This is a genomic window from Brevundimonas vesicularis (assembly GCF_014204545.1).
Classification (GTDB): domain Bacteria; phylum Pseudomonadota; class Alphaproteobacteria; order Caulobacterales; family Caulobacteraceae; genus Brevundimonas; species Brevundimonas vesicularis_B.
On the sequence record NZ_JACHLJ010000004.1, the window covers coordinates 203032 to 228679 of the forward strand.

Annotated in this window: 20 protein-coding genes and 1 tRNA gene; 12 read left to right on the forward strand and 9 right to left on the reverse strand. The window is 64.1% G+C overall.

Features of this window, described 5'->3' with window-relative positions; translation table 11 throughout:
* The first annotated feature begins 5 nt into the window (after nucleotides 1-5).
* The gene (locus tag HNP47_RS15090; protein WP_221415154.1) at nucleotides 6-2303 is read left to right on the forward strand and encodes an outer membrane beta-barrel family protein; all 2298 of its coding nucleotides are present in this window, start codon (nucleotides 6-8) and stop codon (nucleotides 2301-2303) included.
* A gap of 121 nt (nucleotides 2304-2424) precedes the next feature.
* Nucleotides 2425-5025 carry an ATP-dependent chaperone ClpB gene (clpB, locus tag HNP47_RS15095; RefSeq protein WP_184280203.1) on the forward strand — a complete coding sequence of 867 codons (2601 nt, stop codon included), beginning with the start codon at nucleotides 2425-2427 and terminating at the stop codon, nucleotides 5023-5025.
* Nucleotides 5026-5091: 66 nt separating this feature from the next.
* On the opposite strand, the gene HNP47_RS15100 is transcribed toward clpB, so the two are convergent.
* The 3 genes from HNP47_RS15100 to prmC form a co-directional block, all read right to left on the reverse strand.
* Nucleotides 5092-5973: a hypothetical protein gene (locus tag HNP47_RS15100; RefSeq protein WP_184280204.1), complete on the reverse strand. Its 882-nt coding sequence runs from the start codon at nucleotides 5971-5973 to the stop codon at nucleotides 5092-5094.
* A gap of 592 nt (nucleotides 5974-6565) precedes the next feature.
* The gene (locus HNP47_RS15105) at nucleotides 6566-7723 is read right to left on the reverse strand and encodes a zinc-dependent alcohol dehydrogenase (RefSeq protein ID WP_184280205.1); all 1158 of its coding nucleotides are present in this window, start codon (nucleotides 7721-7723) and stop codon (nucleotides 6566-6568) included.
* A 92-nt stretch (nucleotides 7724-7815) separates the two neighbouring features.
* The gene (gene prmC / locus HNP47_RS15110; RefSeq protein ID WP_184280206.1) at nucleotides 7816-8727 is read right to left on the reverse strand and encodes a peptide chain release factor N(5)-glutamine methyltransferase; all 912 of its coding nucleotides are present in this window, start codon (nucleotides 8725-8727) and stop codon (nucleotides 7816-7818) included.
* 62 nt (nucleotides 8728-8789) lie between these two features.
* Between prmC and HNP47_RS15115 the strand changes: the two genes are divergently transcribed.
* Complete coding sequence (locus tag HNP47_RS15115) at nucleotides 8790-10094, forward strand: YihY/virulence factor BrkB family protein (protein WP_260394904.1); 1305 nt, start codon at nucleotides 8790-8792, stop codon at nucleotides 10092-10094.
* On the opposite strand, the gene hslU is transcribed toward HNP47_RS15115, so the two are convergent.
* Nucleotides 10084-11385 carry an ATP-dependent protease ATPase subunit HslU gene (hslU, locus tag HNP47_RS15120; protein WP_184280207.1) on the reverse strand — a complete coding sequence of 434 codons (1302 nt, stop codon included), beginning with the start codon at nucleotides 11383-11385 and terminating at the stop codon, nucleotides 10084-10086. The genes HNP47_RS15115 and hslU overlap by 11 nt on opposite strands.
* A gap of 392 nt (nucleotides 11386-11777) precedes the next feature.
* On the opposite strand from hslU, the gene HNP47_RS16610 reads away from it, so the two are divergent.
* Nucleotides 11778-12050: a GNAT family N-acetyltransferase gene (locus HNP47_RS16610; protein WP_409360164.1), complete on the forward strand. Its 273-nt coding sequence runs from the start codon at nucleotides 11778-11780 to the stop codon at nucleotides 12048-12050.
* Nucleotides 12051-12116: 66 nt separating this feature from the next.
* On the opposite strand, the gene ppa is transcribed toward HNP47_RS16610, so the two are convergent.
* Nucleotides 12117-12677, reverse strand: coding sequence for an inorganic diphosphatase (gene ppa / locus HNP47_RS15130; RefSeq protein WP_017506822.1), 561 nt, complete (start codon nucleotides 12675-12677; stop codon nucleotides 12117-12119).
* A 141-nt stretch (nucleotides 12678-12818) separates the two neighbouring features.
* Here ppa and HNP47_RS15135 point away from each other — a divergent pair, with 141 nt between their 5' ends.
* On the forward strand, nucleotides 12819-13502 hold the full coding sequence (locus HNP47_RS15135) for a DUF599 domain-containing protein (RefSeq protein WP_045811071.1): 684 nt from the start codon (nucleotides 12819-12821) through the stop codon (nucleotides 13500-13502).
* A gap of 259 nt (nucleotides 13503-13761) precedes the next feature.
* On the opposite strand, the gene HNP47_RS15140 is transcribed toward HNP47_RS15135, so the two are convergent.
* The gene (locus tag HNP47_RS15140) at nucleotides 13762-14586 is read right to left on the reverse strand and encodes an N-formylglutamate amidohydrolase (RefSeq protein WP_184280208.1); all 825 of its coding nucleotides are present in this window, start codon (nucleotides 14584-14586) and stop codon (nucleotides 13762-13764) included.
* A gap of 112 nt (nucleotides 14587-14698) precedes the next feature.
* Between HNP47_RS15140 and cpdR the strand changes: the two genes are divergently transcribed.
* From cpdR to HNP47_RS15170, 6 genes are all read left to right on the forward strand, one after another.
* Nucleotides 14699-15055 carry a cell cycle two-component system response regulator CpdR gene (gene cpdR / locus HNP47_RS15145; protein ID WP_017506825.1) on the forward strand — a complete coding sequence of 119 codons (357 nt, stop codon included), beginning with the start codon at nucleotides 14699-14701 and terminating at the stop codon, nucleotides 15053-15055.
* Between the two features lie 136 nt (nucleotides 15056-15191).
* Nucleotides 15192-15266: transfer RNA gene (locus HNP47_RS15150), tRNA-Val, on the forward strand.
* A 276-nt stretch (nucleotides 15267-15542) separates the two neighbouring features.
* The gene (locus tag HNP47_RS15155; RefSeq protein ID WP_254607463.1) at nucleotides 15543-18965 is read left to right on the forward strand and encodes a response regulator; all 3423 of its coding nucleotides are present in this window, start codon (nucleotides 15543-15545) and stop codon (nucleotides 18963-18965) included.
* A gap of 3 nt (nucleotides 18966-18968) precedes the next feature.
* The gene (locus HNP47_RS15160) at nucleotides 18969-19793 is read left to right on the forward strand and encodes a protein-glutamate O-methyltransferase CheR (protein ID WP_165116474.1); all 825 of its coding nucleotides are present in this window, start codon (nucleotides 18969-18971) and stop codon (nucleotides 19791-19793) included.
* Entirely contained in the window at nucleotides 19790-20365 is a 576-nt protein-coding gene (locus tag HNP47_RS15165; protein ID WP_165116476.1) for a chemotaxis protein CheB, read from the forward strand. The genes HNP47_RS15160 and HNP47_RS15165 overlap by 4 nt, the downstream gene beginning before the upstream one ends.
* Nucleotides 20362-21501, forward strand: a complete 1140-nt coding sequence (locus HNP47_RS15170) for a hybrid sensor histidine kinase/response regulator (RefSeq protein WP_165116478.1) — start codon at nucleotides 20362-20364, stop codon at nucleotides 21499-21501. The genes HNP47_RS15165 and HNP47_RS15170 overlap by 4 nt, the downstream gene beginning before the upstream one ends.
* A gap of 811 nt (nucleotides 21502-22312) precedes the next feature.
* Here the strand turns inward: HNP47_RS15170 and HNP47_RS15175 are convergent.
* Nucleotides 22313-22711 (reverse strand): putative quinol monooxygenase, encoded by a 399-nt coding sequence (locus HNP47_RS15175; protein ID WP_165116481.1) that lies wholly within the window; start codon nucleotides 22709-22711, stop codon nucleotides 22313-22315.
* 261 nt (nucleotides 22712-22972) lie between these two features.
* On the opposite strand from HNP47_RS15175, the gene HNP47_RS15180 reads away from it, so the two are divergent.
* Nucleotides 22973-24268 (forward strand): sodium:proton antiporter, encoded by a 1296-nt coding sequence (locus HNP47_RS15180; RefSeq protein ID WP_184280209.1) that lies wholly within the window; start codon nucleotides 22973-22975, stop codon nucleotides 24266-24268.
* Between the two features lie 53 nt (nucleotides 24269-24321).
* On the opposite strand, the gene HNP47_RS15185 is transcribed toward HNP47_RS15180, so the two are convergent.
* Together HNP47_RS15185 and HNP47_RS15190 are read right to left on the reverse strand one after the other, a co-directional pair.
* Nucleotides 24322-24528 (reverse strand): hypothetical protein, encoded by a 207-nt coding sequence (locus HNP47_RS15185; protein ID WP_184280210.1) that lies wholly within the window; start codon nucleotides 24526-24528, stop codon nucleotides 24322-24324.
* A 118-nt stretch (nucleotides 24529-24646) separates the two neighbouring features.
* Nucleotides 24647-25201: a dihydrofolate reductase family protein gene (locus tag HNP47_RS15190; RefSeq protein ID WP_165116485.1), complete on the reverse strand. Its 555-nt coding sequence runs from the start codon at nucleotides 25199-25201 to the stop codon at nucleotides 24647-24649.
* Nucleotides 25202-25648: the final 447 nt, after the last annotated feature.

Genomic DNA, 25648 nt, shown 5'->3' on the forward strand with positions numbered 1-25648 from the left:
GGGGCATGACCTCTTCCAAACTCGTTCTCATGCTGGGTGCGGCCGCCGTCGCCCTGCCCGGCGCCGCTCTGGCCCAGACTCAAACGCCGTCTCAGACCCCGCCGACGCCGACGGCGACGACGAGCCAGCCGGCCGCCCAGACCCCGGCGACGACGGCGCAGACGCCCGCGCCGCGCACTCAGACGACCGAACCGGCCCAGCAACAGCAGCCCGCCAGCGTCGGCGATGTGGTCGTCAACGCTCGCGCCAATGACGTGCGCACCTCGATCGACTCGGTCAGCTACAGCCTGGCCAACGACCTTCAGGCGACGACGGGCAGTCTGGCCGACGCGCTCCGCAACGTGCCGTCGGTGGACGTGGACCCGGAGGGCAATGTGTCGCTTCGCGGCGACGCCAATGTCACCATCCTGGTCGACGGCCGCCCGTCCGGCATCCTGACCGGCCCCGGTCGCGGCCAGGCCCTGATCCAGCTGCCGGCCAGCCAATACGCCCGCATCGAGGTCATGACCAATCCGTCCGCCGCCTACAGCCCCGAGGGTTCGGGCGGGGTCATCAACCTGATCACCAAGCCCACGGCGCCCAAGCCTGGCACCCAGACGACCGGCTCGCTGCGCGTCAACGTCGGCGACAACGGCCGCTGGAACGCGGGCCTCAGCGGCTCGTACCAGAAGGATCGCCTGACGTTGTCTGGCGACGCCAGCTATCGCTCCGATCCGACCGAACTGACCTTCAACCGCGTCCGCGAACAGCTGGACCCGGTCACCGGCGCGGTGGTTTCGACCACCACCGTCGAACAACCGGTCGAGTCCGAGCAGAACGGCGCCTTCGCCCGCTTCACCGCCGAATACAAGCTGGACGACAAGACCCAGCTGACCGGCGAACTGCGCGGCGTGGCCTTCGACGGCACCGGGTCGGGCGATGGTCTGTATGAAACCCGCAACGCCGCCGGCGCGGTGACCAGCGCCTATCGCCGGGTCGGCGATTCCGACTTCACCTTCAACAACTGGGGCGCCACGGCGCGCGTGCTGCGCCGCTTCGACGGCGACGGCCATGAATGGTCCAACGAGCTGCGCTACGATTCCAACGCCAACGACACCACCAGCCAGACCCTGACCACCTTCCTGACCCCGGCGGGCGCGGCTTTGTATGAGCGAACCAACACGGAGGTCGATCAGGTCACCTGGGGCTTCACCAGCGCCTACACCCGCCCGATGTCCGACGGCGGCAAGCTGCGCCTGGGCTATGAGCTGAACGCCCAGCGGCCAGAGCAGGACGCCGAGTTCCTGCGCGGTCCCTCGCCGGCGGCTCTGGCGCCGGTTCCGGCCCTGAACAATCGTTTTGAAGCCACTCAGACGGTGCATGCCCTCTACACCACCTATGAGCGGCCGCTGGGCGAGAAGCTGTCGGCCCAACTGGGTCTGCGGCTTGAGCAGGCGGACATCGAGATCAAGGATCTGACCGGCGGCGCCTCGGCGTCCCAGGACTATTTCCGCGCCTATCCGACCGCCCACGTCCAATATCAGCTGACGCCCGAACAGACCCTGCGCGCCAGCTATTCGCGCCGCATCCAGCGGCCCCAGCCCAGCCAGCTGAACCCCTTCGTCGTCTATCAGGACCCGCTGAACGTCCGCTCGGGCAATCCGGATCTGGAGCCGCAGGAGACCGACAGCTTCGAGGCCATGTGGCAGATGCGAAAGGGCCAGAGCTTCTATCAGGCCACCGCCTATCTGCGGAACACCGACAAGGCGTTCACCGACGTAGCGTCTGATATCGGCGGCGGCGTCTTCCTGACCCGTCCGGAAAACCTGGGCTCGCGTCGCGACCTGGGCGTTGAAGCGACGGCGAACGGGCGTCTGCATCCGACCCTGCGCTACAGCGCCAGCGTCAACGTCTTCCGTCAGGAGATCGACTCGGGCGCTGTCGTCGGCGGCGGCGACCGCGAGGCTGCCTTGGCCAGCGGCCGTCTCAGCCTGAACTGGCAGCCGACGGCCAAGGACTTCGTCCAGGTCTCCAGCTTCTGGCAGGGCGACAGCCTGTTGGCCCAGGGCCGGCGCGAGGCCGGCGGCATGGTCAATCTGGGCTATCGCAGGAAGCTGAACGAGCAGCTGTCGTTCAACTTCACCGCACGGGATATCTTCAACACGTTCAACACCACCACCATCTACGAGACGCCGCAGTTCCGCGAACGCTCGGAGCAGGACATCAAGCTGCGGGCCTTCTACATCGGCCTGACCTGGAACTTCGGCGGTCCGCGCCGCCAGCCGGAACAGTTCGACTTCTCGACAGGCCCGACCGGGGGCTGAAAACTCCCCGTCCTCGACCCCTTGTGTGCCTGATCGGTCACACCATCTCGGATTCACAGACCCGCGGCGTCGCTTCCTGAAAGGGCGTCGCGGGCGAAATCCGCCTGATGAGGGGACCGTTATGAATCTCGAACTCTATTCCGACCGCGCCAAACAGGCCGTCCAGTCGGCCCAATCGCTGGCCCTGGCCCGCCGACACCAGCAGTTCGCGCCCGAGCATCTGCTCAAGGTGCTGCTTGAGGAACGCGACGGCCTGGCCCGCAATCTGATCACGGCCGCCGGCGGCGACGCCCGCCGCGCCGAGGCCGACACCGAGACCGCGCTGAAGAAACGCGCCCAGGTCAGCGGCGGCTCGGGCCAGCTCTATCTGGACGGCGATACTGCCCGCGTCTTCGCCGCCGCCGAGGCGGCCTCCAAGGCCGCCGGCGACGCCTTCGTCACCACCGAACGGCTGCTGGCCGCGCTCGCCAAGGAAGGCGGGGTCGCCGCCGAGGTGCTGAAGGCTTCGGGCGTCACCGCCGACAAGCTGGAGGCCGCCATCGCCGAGGTGAGGAAGGGCAAGACCGCCGACAGCGCCGGCGCCGAGGACGGCTATGACGCCCTGAAACGCTACGCCCGCGACCTGACCCTGGCCGCCCGCGACGGCAAGATCGACCCGGTCATCGGCCGCGACGAGGAAATCCGCCGCACCATTCAGGTCCTGGCGCGCCGCACCAAGAACAACCCCGTCCTGATCGGCGAGCCCGGCGTCGGCAAGACCGCCATCGTCGAGGGTCTGGCCCTGCGCATCGTCAACGGCGACGTGCCCGAATCCCTGCGCGACAAGACCGTCATGGCGCTGGACATGGGCAGTTTGATCGCCGGCGCGAAATATCGCGGCGAGTTCGAGGAACGGCTGAAATCCGTCCTGTCCGAGGTGTCGGCGGCCGAGGGCGGCATCATCCTGTTCATCGACGAGATGCACACCCTGGTCGGCGCCGGAAAGGGCGACGGCGCCATGGACGCGTCCAACCTGCTGAAGCCTGCTCTGGCGCGCGGCGAGCTTCACTGCGTCGGCGCTACGACGCTCGATGAATACCGCAAGCACGTCGAAAAGGACGCCGCGCTCGCCCGCCGCTTCCAGCCGGTCTTCGTCGCCGAACCGACGGTGGAGGACACCGTCTCCATCCTGCGCGGCCTGAAGGAGAAGTACGAGGTCCACCACGGCGTGCGCATTTCCGACAGCGCCATCGTCGCCGCAGCCACTTTGTCGAACCGCTACATCACCGACCGCTTCCTGCCGGACAAGGCCATCGACCTGATCGACGAGGCGGCCAGCCGCGTGCGCATGGCCGTCGACTCCAAGCCCGAGGCCCTGGACGAGATCGACCGCCGCCTGGTCCAGCTCAAGATCGAACGCGAGGCCCTGAAGAAGGAAACCGACCAGGCCTCCCAACACCGTCTGGAAAAGCTGGAGGACGAGATCGCCGATCTGGAAGGCCAGTCCGACGACCTGACCACCCAGTGGAAAGCCGAAAAGGACAAGGTCGGCCAGGGCGCCCAACTGCGTGAAACCCTGGACCGCCTGCGCCTGGAACTCGCCAACGCCCAGCGCGCGGGCGACCTGGGCCGTGCGTCAGAGATCGCCTACGGCCAGATCCCCCAGATCGAAAAGCAGCTCGAAGAGGCCGAGGCCAATGAGACCTCCGGCGCCTCAGGTCGTGGGGGCCCCCTGACCCCCGAGGTCGTCGACGCCGAACAGATCGCCGCCGTCGTCAGCCGCTGGACCGGCGTGCCCGTCGACAAGATGCTGGAGGGCGAACGCGAGAAACTGCTTCAGATGGAAACGGCGCTCGGCGGTCGCGTGGTGGGTCAGGACGAGGCCCTGGCCGCCGTCTCCGACGCCGTTCGCCGCGCCCGCGCCGGACTGAACGACCCCAACCGTCCGTTGGGCAGCTTCCTGTTCCTGGGGCCGACCGGCGTGGGCAAGACCGAACTGACCAAGGCGTTAGCCGAGTTCCTGTTCGACGACGAGGCGGCCATCACCCGCCTGGATATGTCGGAATATATGGAGAAACACTCGGTCTCCCGCCTGATCGGCGCCCCTCCCGGCTATGTCGGCTATGACGAGGGCGGCGCCCTGACCGAGGCCGTGCGTCGTCGCCCCTATCAGGTCGTTCTGTTCGACGAGGTCGAAAAGGCCCACCCCGACGTCTTCAACGTGCTGCTGCAGGTGCTCGACGACGGCCGCCTGACCGACGGTCAGGGCCGCACCATCGATTTCAGGAACACCCTGATCATCATGACCTCCAACCTCGGCAGCCAGTATCTGGCCGATCAGGGCGAGGGGGATGATGTCGAGGCCGTGCGCCCCTTCGTCATGGACGCCGTGCGCGCCCACTTCCGGCCCGAGTTCCTGAACCGGATCGACGAGATCATCCTGTTTCACCGCCTGGGCCGCGACCAGATGGGCGGCATCGTCCGCATCCAGCTGTCACGCTTCGAGAAACTGCTCGCCGACCGCCGCCTGACCCTGGACCTGGACGACAGCGCCCTGGCCTGGCTCGCCGACCGCGGCTACGACCCCGCCTATGGCGCACGACCCCTGAAACGCGTCATCCAGAAGGACCTTGTCGACCCGATCGCCCGCAAACTCCTGGCCGGCGAGATCGAAGACGGCGGGGTGATTGCGGTCACCGCCGGTGAGGGCGGGCTAGAGATCGGGAAGATGCGGGTGCATTAGCGATCGACCAACCTCCCCGGTCAGCCAATACAGGCAAAGCTGCAAGCAGAATGCGCGCGGTGGTCTCTAAGCTGTCGCCTTAATGTCCTTTTTGAGCGAAATTACGCTCAAAGCCATCGGTGTCGTTCCGACGTATTTCGCGATGAGCGCGTCTACTTGGGGTTGGACCACATTATTCACGGTTCGACCTGCTCGCTCGAGCGCTGGCCCTGAGCTTATCCATCCCTTAGCACCGGCGATCCCTGTCAGTGCAGAGGTGATAGCAGCGCCTCCAGCTGTACCTGCCACAGCCGCGACGCCACAACCTAGCGCTCCCGCCCCAAGGCTCATTGAGGCAGCAAACAACGCGGAATTTAACTTAATATGGTTGTTGGAATAGAATTCGACCATCGCTGCCAGCGCTATGTATCTCGACGACTTGGCAGCCCGGGCGGCCTCTTGGTTGAGCCCCATTATCTCCTTGTCCAAGGACGACTGCCAAACATCGGACGCTTGAGGCTTGTTTAATTCCGATGTGAGCTTCTGGATTCTGGGGCGAAAATCAGAAGCAATTTCTATGTATTTGCTTAAAGACAAACCTTCGGGAATTTGTATCCCTAGGCCTTCCCCTATGGATTTTTGGACTTTTATCGCATGTTGCTGGGTCTGATCTTTATGATCGTCGTAACCGATAGGTAGGTTTGCGTAAGACTCACCTGAAATTATAATAGGAGAATTAAATATAGATGCCGACCTCATGTGGCTCAGCATCCAGCTCATTGCAAAAAGTGATCTAGCTTTTTCTGTATCTTTGATTGCCAGAGCACTTTCAAGTTCATCTAATAACTCAAAATCGGGCTTCACGTATGGATGGAGGTTTGCCATCATCGCGCGAACGTCGCGCTCGACAAATCCTTTCAGCCGTCGCTTGCCAAGCTGGGCAGTAAGTGAAGACGCCCGCTCTTTCACGCAGTGAGAGCAAATCCTTGCATGCCCTCCTGCGCCAGCAAAAAGACTCCTAAGAGCGAAGTACTCATGGCCCCCAACATGGTTGTGAGAGTACGTTATATCGACTATTTTGTCGTCGTAATTGCTATACGCTCCGCCAAATATTGGAATTATAGACGATGTTTCTACTAGCTCTTTATAGTTATCGATATTTTGAACAGTAACGCACTGCGGGCATATCATAACGTATATACGATCCGAGTACGGAAGGTATGATTTTATTACATCTACATTGAACGAATGTAGAACTATGTTCTCGTCATCTAATTCTCTGGAAACTCTCTCCGAGAGTACTAAACTTTCGAACGCGTCATCCTCGCCCGACCTAATGCGGGTCAAAGCGTCGTTGACGCGCTCCGCATGTCGGGTATCCAGTTCTGATTTGTCGACCATTGACGCCCCAAATTCGGCTCACCGGTACCAAGTCCGCGAAGCTTGGGCGACATTCAACTAGTAGTTATGGTTGTGCAAGGGCGGTTAACTCATGCAGTCAAGTTAGGCCCCGACGTCGCCGCCGGGGCCTCTGGTCTCTTCGCCGTCGCGCGCCCGCGACCTAGGGATTGATGACCACCTTGATGCAGCCGTCCTTCTTCTCCTGGAAGGTCTTGTAGGCGTCCGGCCCGTCTTCCAGCCCGATCTTGTGGGTGATCAGGAAGCTGGGGTCGATGTCGCCGTCGAGGACCTTCTTCATCAGGGGCTCCAGGTAGCGTTGCACGTGGGTTTGGCCGGTCTTGAGCGTCAGGGCCTTGCCGATGAAGGCGCCCAGCATCACGGGCGCTATGCCGACGAAGACGCCGGGCAGGCTGATGATCCCGCCGGGCTTGCAGGCCACGATGGCTTCGTTCAGCGCATAGGGGCGCTCCAGCTTGCCGGCGACGGTCTCCTGAACCTTCTCCATCAGGCTGCCCGAGCCGTGGCTCTCCAAGCCCACGGCCTCGATCACCGCATCGGGGCCTTCGCCATTGGTCAGGGCCTTGATCCGCTCCTGCAGGTCGCCCTCGGAGAAGTCGATCGTCTCGGCACCCGCCGCCTGGGCCAGGGCCAGCCGTTCGGGCACCTGGTCGATGGCGATGACCCGGCCGGCGCCCATCATGAAGGCGCTGCGAATGGCGAACTGGCCCACCGGCCCGCAGCCGAACACCAGTATGGTCTGGCCGGGCTGGATGTCGCAGTTCTCGGCCGCCATCCAGCCGGTCGGGAAGATGTCGGACAGGAACAGCACCTGATCGTCGGTCAGCCCCTCGGGCACCTTGATCGGCCCGACGTCGGCGTAGGGGATGCGCAGATATTCGGCCTGACCCCCGGCGAAACCGCCGTACATCTCGCTGTAGCCATACAGGCCGGCGGTCGGGTAGCCGGTCTGTTTGGCCTGTTCGGCGCCGTTCGGATTGGAGCGCTGGCACAGGCTAAACAGGCTGGCGCGGCACATCTTGCAATCGCCGCAGCTGATGGTGAAGGGCACCACGACGCGGTCGCCGACCTTGAGCTTGTCGTTGTCCTTGCCGACAGCGACGACCTCGCCCATCGTCTCGTGGCCCATGACGTCGCCGTGCTTCATGCCCGGCACATAGCCGCCATACAGGTGCAGGTCCGAGCCGCAGATGGCGCAACTGGTCACGCGGATGACGGCGTCCCGGCCATCCTCGATTGTGGCGTCAGGCACCTCTTCGCAGCGGATGTCGCCCTTGCCGTGCCAGCATAACGCCTTCATGTCGGATCTCCCTATCTGAGTGGGATCAATCCGACGCCGGCGCGAGGGTTCCTAACGCAGCGCTTCAAAATCAAAGCGCTACCTTTGGAGGCTCAGTCTTGCGGGATAGGATTGGTGCGCGGGTCCGGGCCGTTGGTGACGACGCGGTCGCGTTCGCCCAGGTCCTTGATGATCTTGACGTCGGTGAAGCCGGCGGCCTCGAACAGCGCCTTGACCTGCGGGCCCTGGTCAAAGCCGATCTCGACGGCGAAGACGCCCAGCGGCTTCAGGATGCGTTTCACCTCGGGCGCCAGGTCGCGATAGGCCTGCAAGCCGTCCGGCCCGCCGTCCAGGGCCAGGTGCGGGTCGTGGTCGCGGACCTCCGGGTCCAGGGTCGCGATATGGTCGGTCGGGATATAGGGCGGGTTGGACAGAACCAGGTCGAAGCTGGCGTCGCCGAAGCCCGCGGCCCATTCGGTGCGCAGGAAGGTCGCGCGCTCGTTCAGGTCCAGGTTGGCGGCGTTCTCCTTGGCCACCGCCAGGGCCTCGGACGAGATGTCGGTGCCGACCCCGCGCGCGGCCGGCCGCTCGGCCAGAAGCGCCAGCAGGATCGCGCCCGAGCCGGTGCCCAGGTCGATGGCGTCGAAGGCCTCGGCCTTGCCGAAGGCCAGCATGGAGACGTCCATCAGGGTCTCGGTGTCGGGACGGGGGCTGAGGACGTCGGGGGTGACGTTCAGCATGATCTTCCAGAAGCCCTTCTTGCCGACGATACGCGAGACGGGCTCGCGCTTCAGCCGGCGCTCGACCATGGCCTCATAGGCGCTCAGCTGGTCGGCGGTGATGGGCCGATAGGGGTCGGTCAGGATGTCCATGCGGCTGGCGCCGGCGGCGGCCTCCAGCAGCAGGCGGGCGTCGATGGCGGGGCTGTCGATGCGGCCGGTCTTCAGCCGGGCCTGCGCCGCCTTCCAGGCGGTCAGCAGGGTGGGGGCGTCGGTGTCGGACTTGGGCGTGATGGGGTCGGTCATGGGCGTTGATTGGCCCGGCCCGGCGCCGATTTCAAGCGCGACGGGAGGAACGCGAGGCCAGCTTGACCGTTCGCGTCGGGATGACTGCGCGCCGCCCCTCCCGCCTCGCCCCGCTTCGCAACCTGTTCGCCCGGGCGCCCGCGCCGGCTGAGCGGGGTCGTGTGTGGAAATTCCTGGCCGCCGCAGCCGGGGGTCTGGCCGCCGGCGCCGGCGCCGCCCACCTGCTCTACAGCCAGGGGCACAAGGTCGGGGTCGAGCTGCGCGCGCCTCGCCCCGAGCCGCTGCCGCCCAAGGTCCCGACGCCCGAGGACTATGAGGCCCAGGAGCCCGGTCGCGGCCGCATGGCCAAACGGCCCGAGCACATTCCTCACAGGGGCTGGTCCGACATCGTCTGGCGCACCGGCGGGTCCTATTTCGGCGACCGGGTCGGGTTCGTGGCCGGCGGGGTGACCTTCTTCACCCTGCTGTCGCTGTTCCCGCTCTTGGGGACGTTCGTGACCCTCTACGGCCTGTTCGCCGATCCGGCCGACGCCTGGGGCCGACTGCAGTTCCTCTACGCCCTGCTGCCGAGTAGCATCGCCGAGTTCCTGGGCGGGGAGATGCAGCGGCTGGCCGAGAACTCCAACAGCCAGTTGACCTTCACCCTGGTGTGGACCTTGGCCCTGTCGCTGTGGACGGCCAACGGGGCGGTCAAGGTGCTGTTCTACGGCCTGAACGTCGCCTACCACGAGGTCGAGCGCCGCAACATCGTGCGCTACAACCTGATCTGCATGGCCTTCACCGTCGGGGCCATCATCGCGGTTCTGCTGACCTCGGTCCTGGTCGTCGGCGTCCCGGTGGTGGTGCGGCTGTTCGGGCTGGAGGAGGAGTGGGGGCTGATCGCGCCGCTGCGCTGGCCGCTGCTGCTGGCGGGCTATGTCGCCGCCCTGACCGTCATCTACCGCTTCGGTCCCTGCCGTCAGAGGGCGCGCTGGCGCTGGGTCACGCCGGGCGCGATCTTCGCGGCGGTGCTCAGCCTGACGGTGTCCTTCCTGTTCAGCTGGTATCTGTCCAACTTCGTGCGGACCGACAGCTACGGCCCGCTGGCGGCGATGATGGGTTTCCTGCTGTGGACCTGGCTGTCGGTGCAGGTGATCCTGATGGGCGCCGAGCTGAACGCCGAGATCGAACACCAGACCGCCGTGGACACCACGACCGGCAAGCCTCTGCCGATCGGCGAGCGGGGCGCTAAGGTCGCCGACAGCATCGGCGCCCGGCGCGGCAATCCTGCGGCACTGGCCTTCACCCAGCGCCAGGCCGAGCGGGTGGCGGACCGCCTGCGCGGCCGCCAGAACCGCAAGGCCGCCGAGCACGTCGCTACAGAATGAAGCGGCTCAGATCGACGTCCTTGGTCAGGGCGTCCATCTTCTCGCGCACCGCATCGCCGTCGAAGGTCACGGTCTGACCTGACAGGTCCGAAGCCTTGAAGCTGGTCTCCTCCAGCACCCTCTCCATCACGGTCTGAAGCCGGCGCGCGCCGATGTTCTCAACCGCGCTGTTGGCCGCCACCGCCGCATCGGCCATCGCCTCGACCGCATCGTCGGTGAAGGTCAGGGTCACGTCCTCGGTCGCCAGCAGGGCCTGGTTCTGACGGATCAGGTTGGCTTCCGGCTCGGTCAGGATGCGCTTGAAGTCGTCGCGCGTCAGGGCCTTCAGCTCAACCCGGATCGGCAAACGTCCCTGAAGCTCGGGCAGCAGGTCTGAGGGCTTGGCGACGTGGAAGGCGCCCGAGGCGATGAACAGCACATGGTCGGTCTTCACCGGCCCGTACTTCGTCGAGACCGTGGTGCCCTCGATCAGGGGCAGCAGGTCGCGCTGCACCCCCTCACGCGACACGTCGGCGCCGGATGCGCCCTGGCGAGCCGCAACCTTGTCGATCTCGTCCAGGAAGACGATGCCCTCGTTCTCGGCCAGTTTCAGCGCCTCCTGCGTCAGGCTGTCCTGATCCAGCAGCTTGTCGCCCTCTTCGGCGATCAGGGGCGTCGTCGCATCGCGCACCGCCAGCTTGACGGTCTTGGTGCGCCCGCCGCCCATCTTGCCCAGCATCTCCGACAGGTTCAGCAGGCCGACATTGCCGGCACCGGGAATGTCCAGCCCCTGGATCGGAGAGGCGGTGTCGGCCAGCGCGATCTCGATCTCCTTGTCGTCCAGCTCGCCGGCGCGCAGCTTCTTTCGGAAACTGTCGCGCGTCGCCGCCCCCGCGCCCGGTCCGACCAGGGCGTCCAGAATCCGGTCCTCGGCGGCGGCCTCGGCCTTGGCCCGCACGTCGCCGCGCCGGCGCTCGCGCACCATGATCAGGGCGCTCTCGACCAGGTCGCGCACGATCTGATCCACGTCGCGGCCGACATAGCCGACCTCGGTGAACTTGGTCGCCTCGACCTTCAAGAAGGGCGAGCCGGCCAGCCGCGCCAGCCGACGCGCGATCTCGGTCTTGCCGACGCCGGTGGGACCGATCATCAGGATGTTCTTGGGCGTCACCTCGTCGCGCAGATCCGCCGGCACGCGCTTCCTGCGCCAGCGGTTCCTCAACGCCACGGCCACGGCGCGCTTGGCGTCGTTCTGGCCGACGATATAGCGATCCAGTTCGGAGACGATCTCGCGGGGGGTCAGTTCGGTCATGCGACGCAGATAGGAGAGGCCGAACCGTTGCGGGAGAGGGGCGGGGCGTCGCAGCGCGCACAAAATCCTACCGTCATCGGCGAAAGGGCGTCATGCCGATCGTCAGGACCGCGTTAGCTGCACCAGAGGCCCTCGATGACACCCTTGCAAACGGATCGCCTGACCCTTCGATCCTTTCAGGCCGGCGACGCCGCAGACCTGTTCGCCTATCTTCACCAACCGCGCGCCGCCTGTTTCGCCGCCATGGCGCTTGAGGACATGGCGGCGGCCGAGGCGGAGGTTCTCAAGCGCGCAGCCGAGGGCGAGTATATCGCCGTCCAGTCCAAGGCCGACGGCCATGTCATCGGCGATGTCTTCGCAATGTTCGAGGCGCCGGACACCTGGTCCATCGGCTGGAACTTCAACAGCGCCTATGGGGCGCCGGCTATGCGTTCGAAGCGGCTCGCGCCCTGGTCGACCATCTGTTCAAGGACAAGGCGGCCCGTCGCCTGTACGCCTATGCCGAGGACGACAATCTGGCGTCACAGAGGCTTTGCGAACGGCTGGGCATGCGGCGCGAAGGGCTGTTTCGCGAGTTCATCTCGTTCGTGAACGACGCCGCGGGCCAGCCCATCTACGTCAACACCTATCAGTACGCCCTTCTGCGACACGAATGGCGAGCCTGACGGTCAGCAAAAAAGGCGTCCCCCGACCGGAGGACGCCTTAAGGCTTCAAGCGCTTGTCGCCCGGATCAGGCGGCGTTGGCGGCCTTGTTCTTGGCCAGCTTGTCCTGGTGGGCCTGCATGCCCTTTGCGATCAGATCGGCGGCCTCGCCGGCGTCGCCCCAGCCCTCGACCTTGACCGACTTGCCCTTCTCCAGATCCTTGTAGCGGGTGAAGAAGTGCTCGATCTGCTCGATCAGGATGGCCGGCAGCTGACGATAGCTGGCGATCTCGGTGTAGTAGGGGTTCAGCTTATCGACCGGCACGGCCAGGATCTTCTCGTCTCCGCCGGCCTCGTCGGTCATCTTCAGCACGCCGATGGGGCGCGAACGGATGACGCAGCCCGGAACGACCGGCGTCGGGTTCAGCACGATCACGTCGCAGGGGTCGCCGTCGTCCGACAGGGTGTGCGGCACGAAGCCGTAGTTGCCCGGATAGTACATGGCGGTGTGCAGGAAGCGGTCGACGAACAGGGCGCCCGATTCCTTGTCCATCTCGTATTTCACCGGCAGGCCGCCCTGCGGGATTTCGATGATGACGTTGATGTCCCAGGGAGCGTTCGGGCCGACGGGAATGGCGTCGAGGTTCATGGCGGGGTCTTTGCTGCGACTGCGAAAATTTGAAAGGCGAAGGGTGATAGGCTCCCCGGCCCGTCACGGCAAGGGCGACCTGTGGCGAATGCCGGCGCGGGCGGGCTTGCGTCGCGGCGCATCATCGCGGACATCTGGATCATGACCTGGACCGATTGGGCGGCGCTGGCCCTCTTCTTCATCTGCTGGCTGGGATACAGCCCCATCCTGGCCTTCATCAGCAGGAAGGGCGGCTCGCTGAACCAGGACATGGAGCATGTCCGGGCGGCCTGGATGCAGTCCATGACCCATCGCGAGATGAAGCTGATCGACAGCCAGCTGATGGGGCATTCGATCAATTCCGCCTCCTTCTTCGCCTCCACCAACCTGCTACTGATCGCGGCGGTCGCGGGCATTCTGTTCGGAGGCGAAAGCGCGCTCCAAGGGTTCGCCGCCGTCGGCGCGGAAAACGTGCCGATGAAGATACTGGAGGCCAAGCTGGCGCTGGTGCTGATCTGTCTGGCGCGCGGTTTTCTGGATTTCATCTGGGCGCTGCGCCAGATGAACTACGCCCTGGCGCTGATCGGCGCGGCTCCGGAAATCCACACCAAGACCGACCGCAAGGCCTTCAGCGAGGCGGCGGGCCAGCTTCTGAATCCGGCGCTCAGTTCCTTCAGTCAGGGCGTGCGCGGCTACTATTTCGCCCTGGCGGCGGCGGCCTGGCTGTTCGGACCGCTGTGGCTGGCGCTGGGCGTCGCCTCGTCCTTCGGCCTGTTGATCTATCGCCAGGAGGCGTCGCCCGCCGCCCGCGCTATCCGCAACGCACGGCGGCTGCTGGACAACTGACTCGATCCTTTCGCAGTTGCGAGATCGAACGCTCGTCCGACTTTGGTCGAAAGAGCGCCGTCTTGTCAGGCGATCCGCCATATTTGCGTAACAAGGCGTGACCGAGCGGGCGCGCATGGGCCTTGACCCATTGTGCATCGCAACCTAAGTTGACCTCTGACGCCTCCGGGCGTCTTGCCCTTCCTGGGCGTTTCCTCCCTATAGACTTTAATGCCGCACCCTCGGGTGCGGCTTTTTTTTTGATCTGATCAGCGATCAGTCAGGCCGACCAGTCGTCTGCGCACAGGGCGGCGATCACGCGCGACAGGGTCTTGTGCGTCTTGGCGTAGGTCGCGTTGGGGGCCAGCGTCGTCTCGTCCAAATACAGCTTGCGGCTCAGTTCGATTTGGATGGCCTCATAGCCCTCGTCCGGCCGGCCCCAACATTGGGTGGACCAACCGCCGGCGTAGGGATGGTTCTGCGCCACGCGCCAGCCTAGACCCTCGAACAACTCGCGCAGTCTTCGGCTGAGCCGCGCACTGCAGGCCGAGCCGTAACGATCGCCCAACACGACCTCGGCCCCGACGGCGCGCGCCGGCATCGAATGCCAGTCGATCAGCACGGCTCGTCCGCGCGTCGCGCGCGTCGCCCGCATCCGTTCGTCCAGCGCCTGGTGATAGGGGGCGTGGACCCTGGCGATGCGGCTTCTGGCCTCCGCCAGCGTCAGCCGGCGCGCATAGAGCGGCGTCCCGTCGCCGGCCAGGCGGGGGATCACGCCATAACCGGCGGCCGTCTTGGCTCCGACTGGCCCGTCCAGATCCGCGATCAGGGCCGGGTCCAGCTCGGACGGATCACGGTTCAGATCAACATAGGCCCGGCCGATCCGGCCTTCGATCAGCGCGGCGCCTCTGCGCGGTCCCTCTGCGACCAAGCGCCCGACCAAGGCGTCCTCGGCGCTTTTCAGACTGGCGCGCGACAGGCCCGGCGCGGCGCCCATCTCGTCGGGATAGAGATCGCCGGAGTGGGGCGAGGCGAAGACCAGCGCCGTCGCGGGCGCGTCCGCCGCCGGGGCGGTGATCGAAAAGCTGTCGCCGCCGTCGGTCATGCCCTCGATTAGCGCGTTTCGCTGTGGAAGGAAGTCGGCTGAGCGGCGAATTTCATCGGCGGTTTACCGTTCGGGCCCTAGGTTTGCGGTCTGTTTCAAGGGTGTTTTTCGAATGGCGCGTATTCTCCTGGCCGAAGACGATGGTTCGTTGCGCGGATTTCTGACGCGCGCGCTGGAGCGGGCAGGCCACCAGGTCATCGACTGCGAGAACGGCGACGACGCGATCGACGCCCTGGAACACGGTCCCTACGATCTGCTGCTGACCGACATCGTCATGCCGGGCGCCGACGGGATCGAGGTCGCCCGCGTCGCCGCCGCCCGACAGCCCGGCCTGCGCATCATGTTCATCACCGGCTTCGCCGCCGTGGCCCTGACGGCCGCCCAGGCCACGCCGGACGCCAAGGTGTTGTCCAAACCCGTCCACCTGCGCGATCTGGTCAATGAGGTCGAGCGGATGGTCGCCGCCTGAACCTTCGCTGCGACTGGGCCGAGCGGCGTTTGGCGAGAAATCGCATTCTTGCCGTTAAATCGGCTTGATGCCGACCGGCCTCGCCGCTATACGACCGCTCTTCCCGCTCCGAAGACGTTTTTCGGAGCCCTACGGCGGATGCGTAGCTCAGCGGGAGAGCACCTCGTTGACATCGAGGGGGTCACAGGTTCAATCCCTGTCGCGTCCACCATTTTCTTCAATGACATAGCGGGCTTGAGCGTATAGCCGCTGCCCAGAAACTGGCCAGAAACCCGCTGCGGAGTCTTTGTTAAGTCTCCACATCCTCGTCCAGCAATTGTCAGACTACGCACCTAGCGGCCGCTCGTGACTCAAAGCGGCGGTTGGGGACGTCGGCTTTCGGTCAGGGAAATTATGAAAACAGCGGTGGCGTCCTCAGCACTGTTTGCCAAGGTGTGGCTTGCAGCTATGGACGGGCGGAATGAACTTTTCGGGTTGGAGAGCGAGCTTGGCTCAGACGCAGCATGGCGTTGGACGCATTCGATCGAAGGTCGAAATTTGGGTCGGAGTGGGCGTCGTGCTCGTTCTCGCCTTCTTCCTGATTAGCGGCGTCGTCGCCTACCTCAACGTCCAGGGCCTGCGCGCCAATAGTCAAAAGGTGGTTGGAACCCATACGACACTGGTGGCCATAGACCAGGTCCTGTCGACCGTGCAGGACGCTGAAACGGGACAGCGCGGTTACCTTCTCACGGGCCAAGACCGTTATCTTGAGCCCTACGAAGACGCCGTGGCCGCAATGGACCGTGACCTTGCGATCCTCACCGAAGTGACCTCGCGCGACCCAGCGCAGCAGGCCAACCTCAAAGAGGTCAAGCGCCATGTCGGCGTCAAGATGGAGCAGTTGACCCGGGGAATCGAAGCGCGGCGTACGGGCGGCCTCGCGGCGGCCGTCGCGATGATCGAAACCGACCGCGGCAGGACGGCGATGAATGCGATCCGGGAACGCTTGGCCATCATGCGCGCCGACGTCGCGCAGCAGCGGCGACAGTGGCTGTCTGAGATGGAGGTCGCTTACCGGACCGCCCTGCTGACCGGAATCCTGTCCGCCCTGCTCGGCGCCGCCCTCACCGTCGGGGTGTTCCTGCTCATCCGCAACAGCACGCGGGAACGCGCCCGGCAGGAGTGGCTTCAGGCCGGACAGGTCGGGCTCGCCGAAGCAATGAGCGGCGACAAGACCATCGAGGCGCTGGCCGACAGCATCTTGGGCTTCCTGGCTCGATATGTCGACTTTCAAGCCGCAGCGATCTTCAAGGGCGAAGGCGGCGTTTTCCGCCGCGCCGCCACCCTGGGCGTTCCATCAGACGCGCCCGTGCCTATGGAGTTCCGACTTAAGGAGGGCCTTCTGGGCCAGGTCGCCGCTGATGGGGCGTCAGTGCTGCTGACGGATGTCCCTCAAGGCTATCTGACTATTGGATCCGCGCTGGGACGGGATGACCCGCGTCATCTCGTCATTGCCCCTGCGAACGCTGATGGCGTCATCAACGCCGTGATCGAGTTGGGCTTTATCCATGCCCCGGGACCGCAGGTCCTTCGGCTGCTGGATGAAAGTGCGGCTGCGATAGGCGTCGCCCTCAGGTCGGCGCGCTATCGTCTAGATCTTCAGAACGCCCTCGAAGAGACCCAGCGCCAGTCCGAGGAACTACAGGTGCAGAGCGAAGAGCTTCGGGTTTCCAACGAGGAGTTGGAGGAGCAGGGGCGCGCGCTCAAGGAATCCCAGGTGCGGCTGGAGCAGCAGCAGGTGGAGCTTGAACAGACCAACAGCCAGCTGGAAGAGCAAGCGCAGGTTCTGGAGGGACAGCGCGACGACCTGGAACGGACCGGCGCCGATCTGGCCCTCAAGGCCCGGGAGCTCGAAGCGGCCAGCCAGTACAAGTCCGACTTCCTCGCCAACATGTCCCACGAACTCCGGACGCCTCTTAACTCCCTGCTGATCCTGTCGAAGCTTCTCGGCGACAACAGCGACGGAAACCTGTCCGAAGAGCAGGTTCGCTACGCCCGGACCATTCAGTCCTCGGGCGACGATCTGTTGACGTTGATCAACGACATTCTCGACCTCTCCAAGATCGAGGCCGGGCACGTCCAGATCCGTCCCGAAGCTGTTTCGGTCCAGAGACTGGCCGGCGACTTGCGCCAGCTGTTCGATCCGATTGCAGACCAGCGGGGGCTGAACTTCACGATCGACGTCGCCAAGGGGACGCCCGATCTGGTTGAGACGGACCGTCAACGTCTGGAACAGATCCTTAAGAACCTGCTTTCGAACGCCTTCAAGTTCACAGAGAAGGGGAGCGTAAAGCTGAGGATCGCGCCCGGCGACCGGGGCTTGGATTTTTCGGTGAAAGACACCGGAATCGGTATTTCGCGCGAACAGCAGAACAGCATCTTCGAAGCCTTCCAGCAGGCCGACGGCACGATCAGCCGCAAGTACGGCGGGACGGGGCTCGGACTTTCGATCTCCAGGGAACTGGCTCGGTTGCTCGGAGGCGCGATCACTCTGGAAAGCAAGCCCGGCAAAGGCAGCACCTTCACCCTCAGCGCGCCCCTCGCCTACGACGCCGCTCAGGTTGCGTCGCGCGCGCCCTTTGCTCCGCAACCCGCGGCGTCCTCAGTCACGCAGGCCGCCCCGAAATCGTCGCCCGCTGTCCTGCCCCGCGCGATTGAGGATGATCGGGACGCGCTGGCCGTGAACCGGCGCACGTTGCTGGTCGTTGAAGACGACGATCGTTTCGCCGCCATCGTCCGGGACCTGTCGCGCGAAATGGCGTTCCAGTGTCTTGTGGCCAGTAATGGCGAGGACGCGATCAAGCTCGCCAAACAGTACCGGCCGAGCGCCATCGTCCTTGACGTCGGCCTTCCTGACCAGTCCGGTCTGACGGTCCTGGACACGCTGAAGCGCGACGACCAGACCCGCCATATACCGATCCATGTGGTGTCCGCTGGAGACCATGCCACGACCGCGCGCGCGCTTGGCGCGATGGGGTATCTCACCAAGCCGGTCAAACGTGAGGCGCTGGCGGATGTCCTTCGGGCCCTGGAGGAGGACCTCACCCGGACCGTTCGACGAGTCCTGATCGTGGAGGATGACGCCGTCCAGCGCGAGGCCATGAGAGCCCTTCTGTCGAGCGGCGGGGTCGAGACGGTCGGGGTGGGCACGGCGGCGGAATGCCTTCAAACCCTCGAACAGCAGACCTTCGACTGCATGGTTGTGGACCTGTCCCTGCCCGACGCCTCCGGCTTCTCGCTGCTGGAGAAGCTCAGTCTGGACGGTCAGCAGGCCTATCCGCCGGTGATCGTCTATACCGGCCAGGATCTGACGGCGGACCACGAGCAACAACTGCGCCGCTACTCCAGCTCAATCATCATCAAGGGCGCCAAGTCGCCGGAACGCCTGCTGGATGAGGTCTCGCTGTTCCTCCACCAGGTGGTCGCCGACATGCCGCCCGAACAGCAGCGCATGATCCAGAAGGCGCGAAATCGAGACGCCGTGCTGGAAGGCCGGCGCATCCTCGTCGTCGAGGATGATGTCCGAAACATCTATTCCCTCACCAGCGTGCTCGAACCTCGCGGCGCCGTCGTGCAGATCGCGCGCAACGGGCAGGAAGCGCTCGACGCGCTCGATGCGTCCGCCGCCTCTGCACCCGCCATAGACCTCGTTCTGATGGATGTGATGATGCCGGTCATGGACGGGCTCACCGCGACACAGCGCATCCGGAGCGATGGACGCTGGGGCGGCCTGCCGATCCTGATGCTGACCGCCAAAGCCATGCCGGACGACCAGGAACGCTGTCTCGCAGCAGGGGCCAACGACTACATGGCCAAGCCCCTGGATGTCGATAAGTTGCTCTCTCTGGTCCGCGTGTGGATGCCGCGCTGATCCATGGCCGACGCTCTCGAAGACCTCGAAATCCAACTGCTGCTGGAGGCGCTGTTCCAGCGCTATCATTTCGACTTCCGTCACTATGCCCGTGCGTCGATCAAGCGGAGGCTAGTGCAGGCCCGCGACCAGATGGGCTATCCGACGCTGACCGCGCTGCAGAACGCTGTCCTGCACGACCCGACGATGCTGCCTCGGCTGCTGGGCTATCTGACGGTGCAGGTCAGCGAAATGTTCCGCGACCCGACCTATTTCAAAGCCTTGCGCGAGACGGTGCTTCCCCATTTGCGCACCTATCCGTCGCTCAAGGTTTGGATTGCGGGGTGCAGCACTGGCGAGGAAGTCTACTCCCTAGCCATCCTGTTCCGGGAGGAAGGGCTGTATGATCGCACCCTCTTCTATGCCACCGACATCAATCCCGATGCGCTCCGCGCAGCAGAAGCCGGGGTCTACGCCCTCGATCGGCTGCGCAAATTCACCGAGAACCACCAGAAGTCGGGCGGACGTTCGTCCCTGTCCGACTACTATACGGCCGACTACGGGCGGGCCGTCTTCGACCGTAGCCTCAGCGCCCGGGTCGTCTTCTCCGATCACAGCCTCGTCACGGACGCGGCGTTCGCCGAGATGCAACTGATCTCCTGCCGCAATGTCATGATCTATTTTGATCGCGCCCTGCAGGATCGCGCCATTGGCCTGTTCAAGGACTCCCTACCACGCGGAGGCTTCCTCGGCCTCGGCTCCAAGGAAAGTTTGAGGTTTTCGGCCCACGCCGGCGAATTTTCTGAGTTCGTCCCCCAGGAAAAGCTCTACCGAAGGCTAGGCGCATGAGTGTCCCATCACAACGCGCGGTGGTGATCGGCGCTTCCGCCGGCGCCGTCCAGGCGCTTTTAGCCATCCTTCCCATCCTCCCAGCGGACTATCCCTTGCCCATTCTGATCGCGGTCCATGTCCCCCCGGATCGAGGCAATGGTCTCGTGCCGCTGCTTCAAGCGAGCTGCGCCCTTGCGGTGCTTGAAGCCGAGGACAAGGAAAGGGTCCTTCCTGGAACCGTCTATTTTGCGCCCCCCGATTATCACCTTCTGGTCGAGCGAGATGGCGGGCTGGCCCTGTCCTCGGATGAGCCGGTCAACTATTCTCGCCCATCGATTGACGTTCTCTTCGAAAGCGCCGCCGACGCCTATGGAGCCGGCCTGATCGGTGTCGTGCTGACGGGCGCCAACAACGACGGGGCCGCCGGCCTGAGAGCCGTTATGGAAAGGGGTGGCGAGGCCTTCGTCGAACGCCCGTCAGAGGCCTATGCGTCAGCGATGCCAGAAGCCGCTCTCGCGGCCTGCGCGGGCGCAACGGCCATGAGTCTGGCGGACATCGCAAACTATCTGGTGGAACTCGAAGCCGCATGACGACCCTCGACACCCCGATAAAGGTTCTTCTTGTCGATGATCTCGAGGAAAATCTCCTCGCGCTTGAGGCTTTGCTCCAGCGCGAAGGTCTCCACCTGCTCAAGGCGAAGTCCGGAGATCAGGCGCTGGAGCTGCTCCTTGCCGAAGACGTCGCTCTCGCCCTCCTAGACGTGCAGATGCCTGGCATGGACGGCTTCCAACTGGCCGAATTCATGCGCGGCAACGCCCGGGTCCGTCATGTCCCCATCATCTTCGTCACGGCGGGCAGCGCAGAACAGCAGCGCCGGTTTCGCGGCTATGAGGCCGGCGCGGTCGATTTTATCCAGAAGCCGATCGAGCCTAATATCCTGCGAATGAAGACGGAGATCTTCATTGAACTCTATCAGCAGCGTGAGCGGATACGCCTGCAACGAGACGAATTGGACGTGCATGCGACGGCCTTGAGCGCCGCAGATCAACGCAAGAACGAGTTCCTGGCGGTCTTGGGTCATGAGCTACGCAATCCCCTCATGGCCCTGAACGCAGGGCTGAAGTTGCTCGATCGCGCCGGCGAGCCAGATCAAGCCGCCGTCATCCGGGAGCGGATGGCGACCCAAGTGTTTCACCTCTCGCGGCTTGTCGAGGATCTGCTTGACGTTTCGAGGATAGATCAGGGCAAGATCGCCCTGCGCCTCGAACGGGTGCAGTTAAAGACCGTGCTGGACTCCGCGATCGATACAAGCCGTCCCAAGATCGACGCGGGTGGGCATGCCTTCACGTTTGACCTACCGACGGAAGCCGTATGGGTCACAGCCGACTTCACCCGCCTATCGCAGATCGTCAGCAATCTGCTGACCAACGCAGCCAAATACACCCCGTCGGGCGGGACGATCCAGCTCCGGGCGAACGCCGGGCCCGACTACGTCGAAGTCGCCGTCTCCGACACTGGCGTCGGCATTTCCAAGGATATGCAAGCTCGGGTCTTTGAGCTGTACACGCAGTTGAAGGGGCCCGACGATCGATCCAGCGAAGGCCTTGGCATCGGTCTCGCCCTGGTCCGCCAACTGGTCGATCTGCATAAGGGCGACATCCGCGTGGAAAGCGACGGTCCGGGCGCCGGCAGCTGTTTCACCATACGGTTGCCGCGTTCAGCATAGCATCGACCGTCGGAGTAGGCGCGGCTATTGCCAAACAATGCGGCAGTGAATGTCTGGGACTGGCGCCCAGAAGTTCATTATCTGGAAGCAGGCGTCACGACAGGCATGCGACCTCAGAGGAGGGGGCATGCGACAGTCTGACCTGTTCCTACAACCGAAGCCCTCAGGGAACGCGCCGTCTAATCGGCCCCAAGGCGCCGCTTAAGCCCAAGCTCATCTGGTCCATCCGACAACAGTTGAGTGTGGCTAGGAGATTTCGCGACCTCGCCGTGTTCAACTGCGCGTTGGATTCGAAACTACGCGCCTGCGACCTGGTCCGACTTCGCGTGAGCGATGCGGCGAGAGGCGGTGTTCTCCGTCAGCGGTCGGTCGTCATCCAACAGAAGACCGGGAGACCTGTGCCCGTTGAGATCACCGAGCCTGCGCGTGATGCGATCGCTGCTCGCCTGAGTGTGCCCCGCCAGCCTGAAGACGACTGGCCGTTCCCAAGCCGGAGCCGGTGCGGCCAGCACATCGGCGCCAGGCCGTATGCTGGGCTGATAGACCGATGGCGCCGTTGATTGACCTAGAGCCCTAAGGGTACGGCGCTCACAGCCTTAGACGCACTAAGGTCTCGCTCATTCACAAGAATGACAGGCAATCTTCGCGCATGCCAGCTCCTGATCGGCCACAGGAGATTGGAGAGCATAGTCAGATATCTCGGTATCGAGGTGGATGACGCCTGGGAGATGTCAGAGCAAATCGACTTGTGACCCTAAGCCGGGCCCTGAAGCAAGCCCGGCGATGGTCAGCTTTGGGTGGGAAGCGGATGTTAGTGGGCAGGCGCCGAGAGGCCGTACCCTCCTGCGGGCGCCGTCTCGGCCACCCTCGACATTCCCGCGATCATCGGTCGCCCTCTCGAGATCGCATCGCGGACCGCCGGAAGCGTGAGTGACGCGCCGTGCGCTTCCTTGCTCTGCCATGCCTCTGTGATCCAAATCACCTCCGGCTCTAGCGGGTCCAAAGCAACGATGTAGCTCAAACAGCCCGGCAGTCCGCTTACACCTTCGATGAGGACTCTGACCAGCTCGTCGCGATGACCTGGCTGCGCTGTCATTTTGCCGATCAAGCCGTACATCGATGAACTTTCCATGTCCGCAGCAGACGCGCGAAGCGGTGAAGTGACGGCCAAGCCCACGCCAGCAACGACGATTCTGCGGCTGATTTCCATCGCAATACGTTAGCTGGCCGATGGATCGAGACAAGCGGATAGTTCCGCAACGGGTCGATTTCGGTCCTGGGCTTTGGCGCCGAACGCGGATGTTGGCCGTTAGGCCGGAAAGCAGTCGCCCTTGACGCCAAATCGGGGTGATTAGTGGATGTTCCTCATCGAAACAACGGGGCGTGGAACCATAGCCTCTAGAAACGACCGGTAACCGGACGGGCGTTGCCGCATTAAGGGAACGACGCCTTGTCGATCCTCCGGAGAGCCATGCCCGATTCCTATATCCTCATGCTGTTTGTGGTGGGGGCGCTGGTCGCGCTGGTGGCGTGGCTGCCGCTGGTGTTCCGGCGCGCGCCGCTTTCGCTGCCGATCGTCTGCGTCGGGCTTGGGGCCGCGCTGTTCAGCCTGCCGCAGGTGGGGTTCGATCCGCTGCCGCAGACCTATCCCGAGATCACCGAGCGGCTGACCGAGTTCGTGGTGATCATCGCCCTGATGGGGGCAGGGCTGAAGATCGACCGGATCTTCAATCCGAGGCGATGGGGCGTGACCTGGCGGTTGCTGGGCGTCACCATGATGCTGTCGATCGTGGCGATCGCGCTGCTGGGATGGACGGTCCTGGGGCTGGGCCTGGCGGGGGCGATCCTGCTGGCCGGCACGCTGGCGCCGACCGATCCTGTGCTGGCGTCGGACATCCAGGTGGCGGCGCCGGGCGAAGGGCGTGAAGACGAGGTGCGGTTCGGCCTGACGTCCGAGGCGGGGCTGAACGACGGGTTGGCGTTCCCGTTCGTGAACCTGGCCATCGCCCTGGCCCTGGTGGCGGCGGGCCAGAAGGACGACTGGTTCGTAGAGTGGCTGACCGTCAGCGTGCTGTGGGAAATCGGCGCCGGGCTGGGCATCGGCTGGGCGATCGGCTGGCTGTTCGGCTGGCTAACCTTCACCATTCCGGCCAGCACGCGACTGGCCGCGACGCGCGACGGGTTCATCGCCCTGGCGGCGACCTTCATCTCATACTCGGTGACGGAGATGCTGCACTGCTACGGCTTTCTGGCGGTGTTCATCACGGCGCTGGCGTTCCGGCACGCAGACCGGGACCACGATTTCCAAGTCGAGATGCACGACTTCATCGAGCAGATCGAGCGTATGGCGATGATGGTGGTGCTGGTGCTGTTCGGCGGGGGGCTGGCGTCGGGCCTGCTGGCGCCGCTGCGGCCGCTGGATGCGATGGTGGCGTTGGCGATCGTGCTGGTGGTGCGGCCTCTGACCGGGATGATCGGCTTCATCGGCTGGAAGCGGCCGATGCGCGAGAAGCTGATTCTGGCCTTCTTCGGGATCCGGGGCGTGGGGTCCTTCTACTATCTGGCCTATGGGCTGAACGCCGCGCCGTTCGAGAGCGACGACCGGCTGTGGGCCATCGTGGGGCTGATCTGCCTGATGTCGATCCTGCTGCACGGGATCACGGTCACGCCGGTGATGCGATGGTTTGACCGCAGCGAAGGCCGCGATCCGGATGCAGAGGCGGATGGGGTGCAGGCCGAAACGTCGGGGCGAGGAACGTCAGCCTGACTTTGTGACCAAGGCCGATTGGATCAGGCACCTCAAATGTCCGCTACGGGTGGTTAGCGGTCATCGACTGGCGGTAGCCTTCGCTTAGCTTCCGAGATGAGCCACTCCACGACTTCAAGGGGGATGCTTCCGTTATCAAACGTCGCCAAGGTCATCTGACCGTTTGCGTCAGCGTAGAAAACCTCTGCCAAGAGCGCGTGTTCGATCACCCCATCCGACAGTTCGAGGAACATGCCGTCACGCTGGACATCACTGCTCATGGTCAGTTGAACGATCCAGCAGGCGACTTTGACATGCGAATACCCCAGATCGCACTAGCCTAATCGGCTGGGCCGATGTCCGCCTCGGGTGGGAAGCGGACATCGTCCCAACTTTCAATCAATGAGCCCGGTAATGCATAGCGACCGCGCCGTTACTGAAAGGCTTGGTCGAGAGCAGTTCTAGTCTGCGTGTTGCGGACAAGCCGGCGTGATAAAGGGTCGGACCGTGCCCTGCGATCCTTGGATGAACGACGAGCTTGTATTCGTCGATCAGATTCAACCGATCTAGTTCCGTCGCCAGCTTGTCGCTGCCGAGGAGCACGCCAGCCGGCGTAGCGTCCTTCAGCGCTTGCACCGCCGCATGTAAGTCGCTGCCAAGATGGTGGCTGTTTGTCCACGGGAACGTCGTACGCGTCGTTGACGCCACATACTTTGGTTTGTCTTCCAGCTTGACCGCCCACTCGCGGATCGCCGCAGGTGCATCCACCTCGCCACTAGCGACGGTAGGCCAGTATCTCTCCATCATCTCGTAGGTCACACGACCCCAGAGCATCGCGCCGTTCTCGTCCATCAAGCGGGTAAAAAAGGCGTGCGTCTCGTCGTCGGCGATGCCTTCCTGATGGTCGACGCAGCCATCTAGAGTGAGGTTGATGCTGAAGGTCAGAAGTCCCATGAGGCTAGCCTATGCGATCTTGGCTCGAGCTCAACGTCCGCAACGGGTTGGTTTGCGAAGCAGCCATCGCCCCCTAAAGAGGACCTCTGATCCACGCACGGAATGTCGTCTTTCCGGCATGGTCCGCATGACCGCTCCTGGCGCTAATCAGTCATTCCGATCTGGCGATCTTGACGTCTTAGCAGGCGCAACTCCCGCACGCGCTAAAGTGACCCATCCAATAGCGTGCGGATGCGGATTGAACACCTCCAGGCTGTTCGCTTTATCACGTTCGCTGGACGAACTTGTGATGGATAGTGGTGCAGATGAGGAGCTTCATCGCTGTTCTCGGAGGTCCCGACCTTGTTTTCGATGACGTGACCCCCATTTCTCATCCAGCCATAACGAGAGTCCTTTGGTGATCTGAGCTGGGGTTGTCGGGGTTGGCAAGAGGCCGGTCAGCGCAGC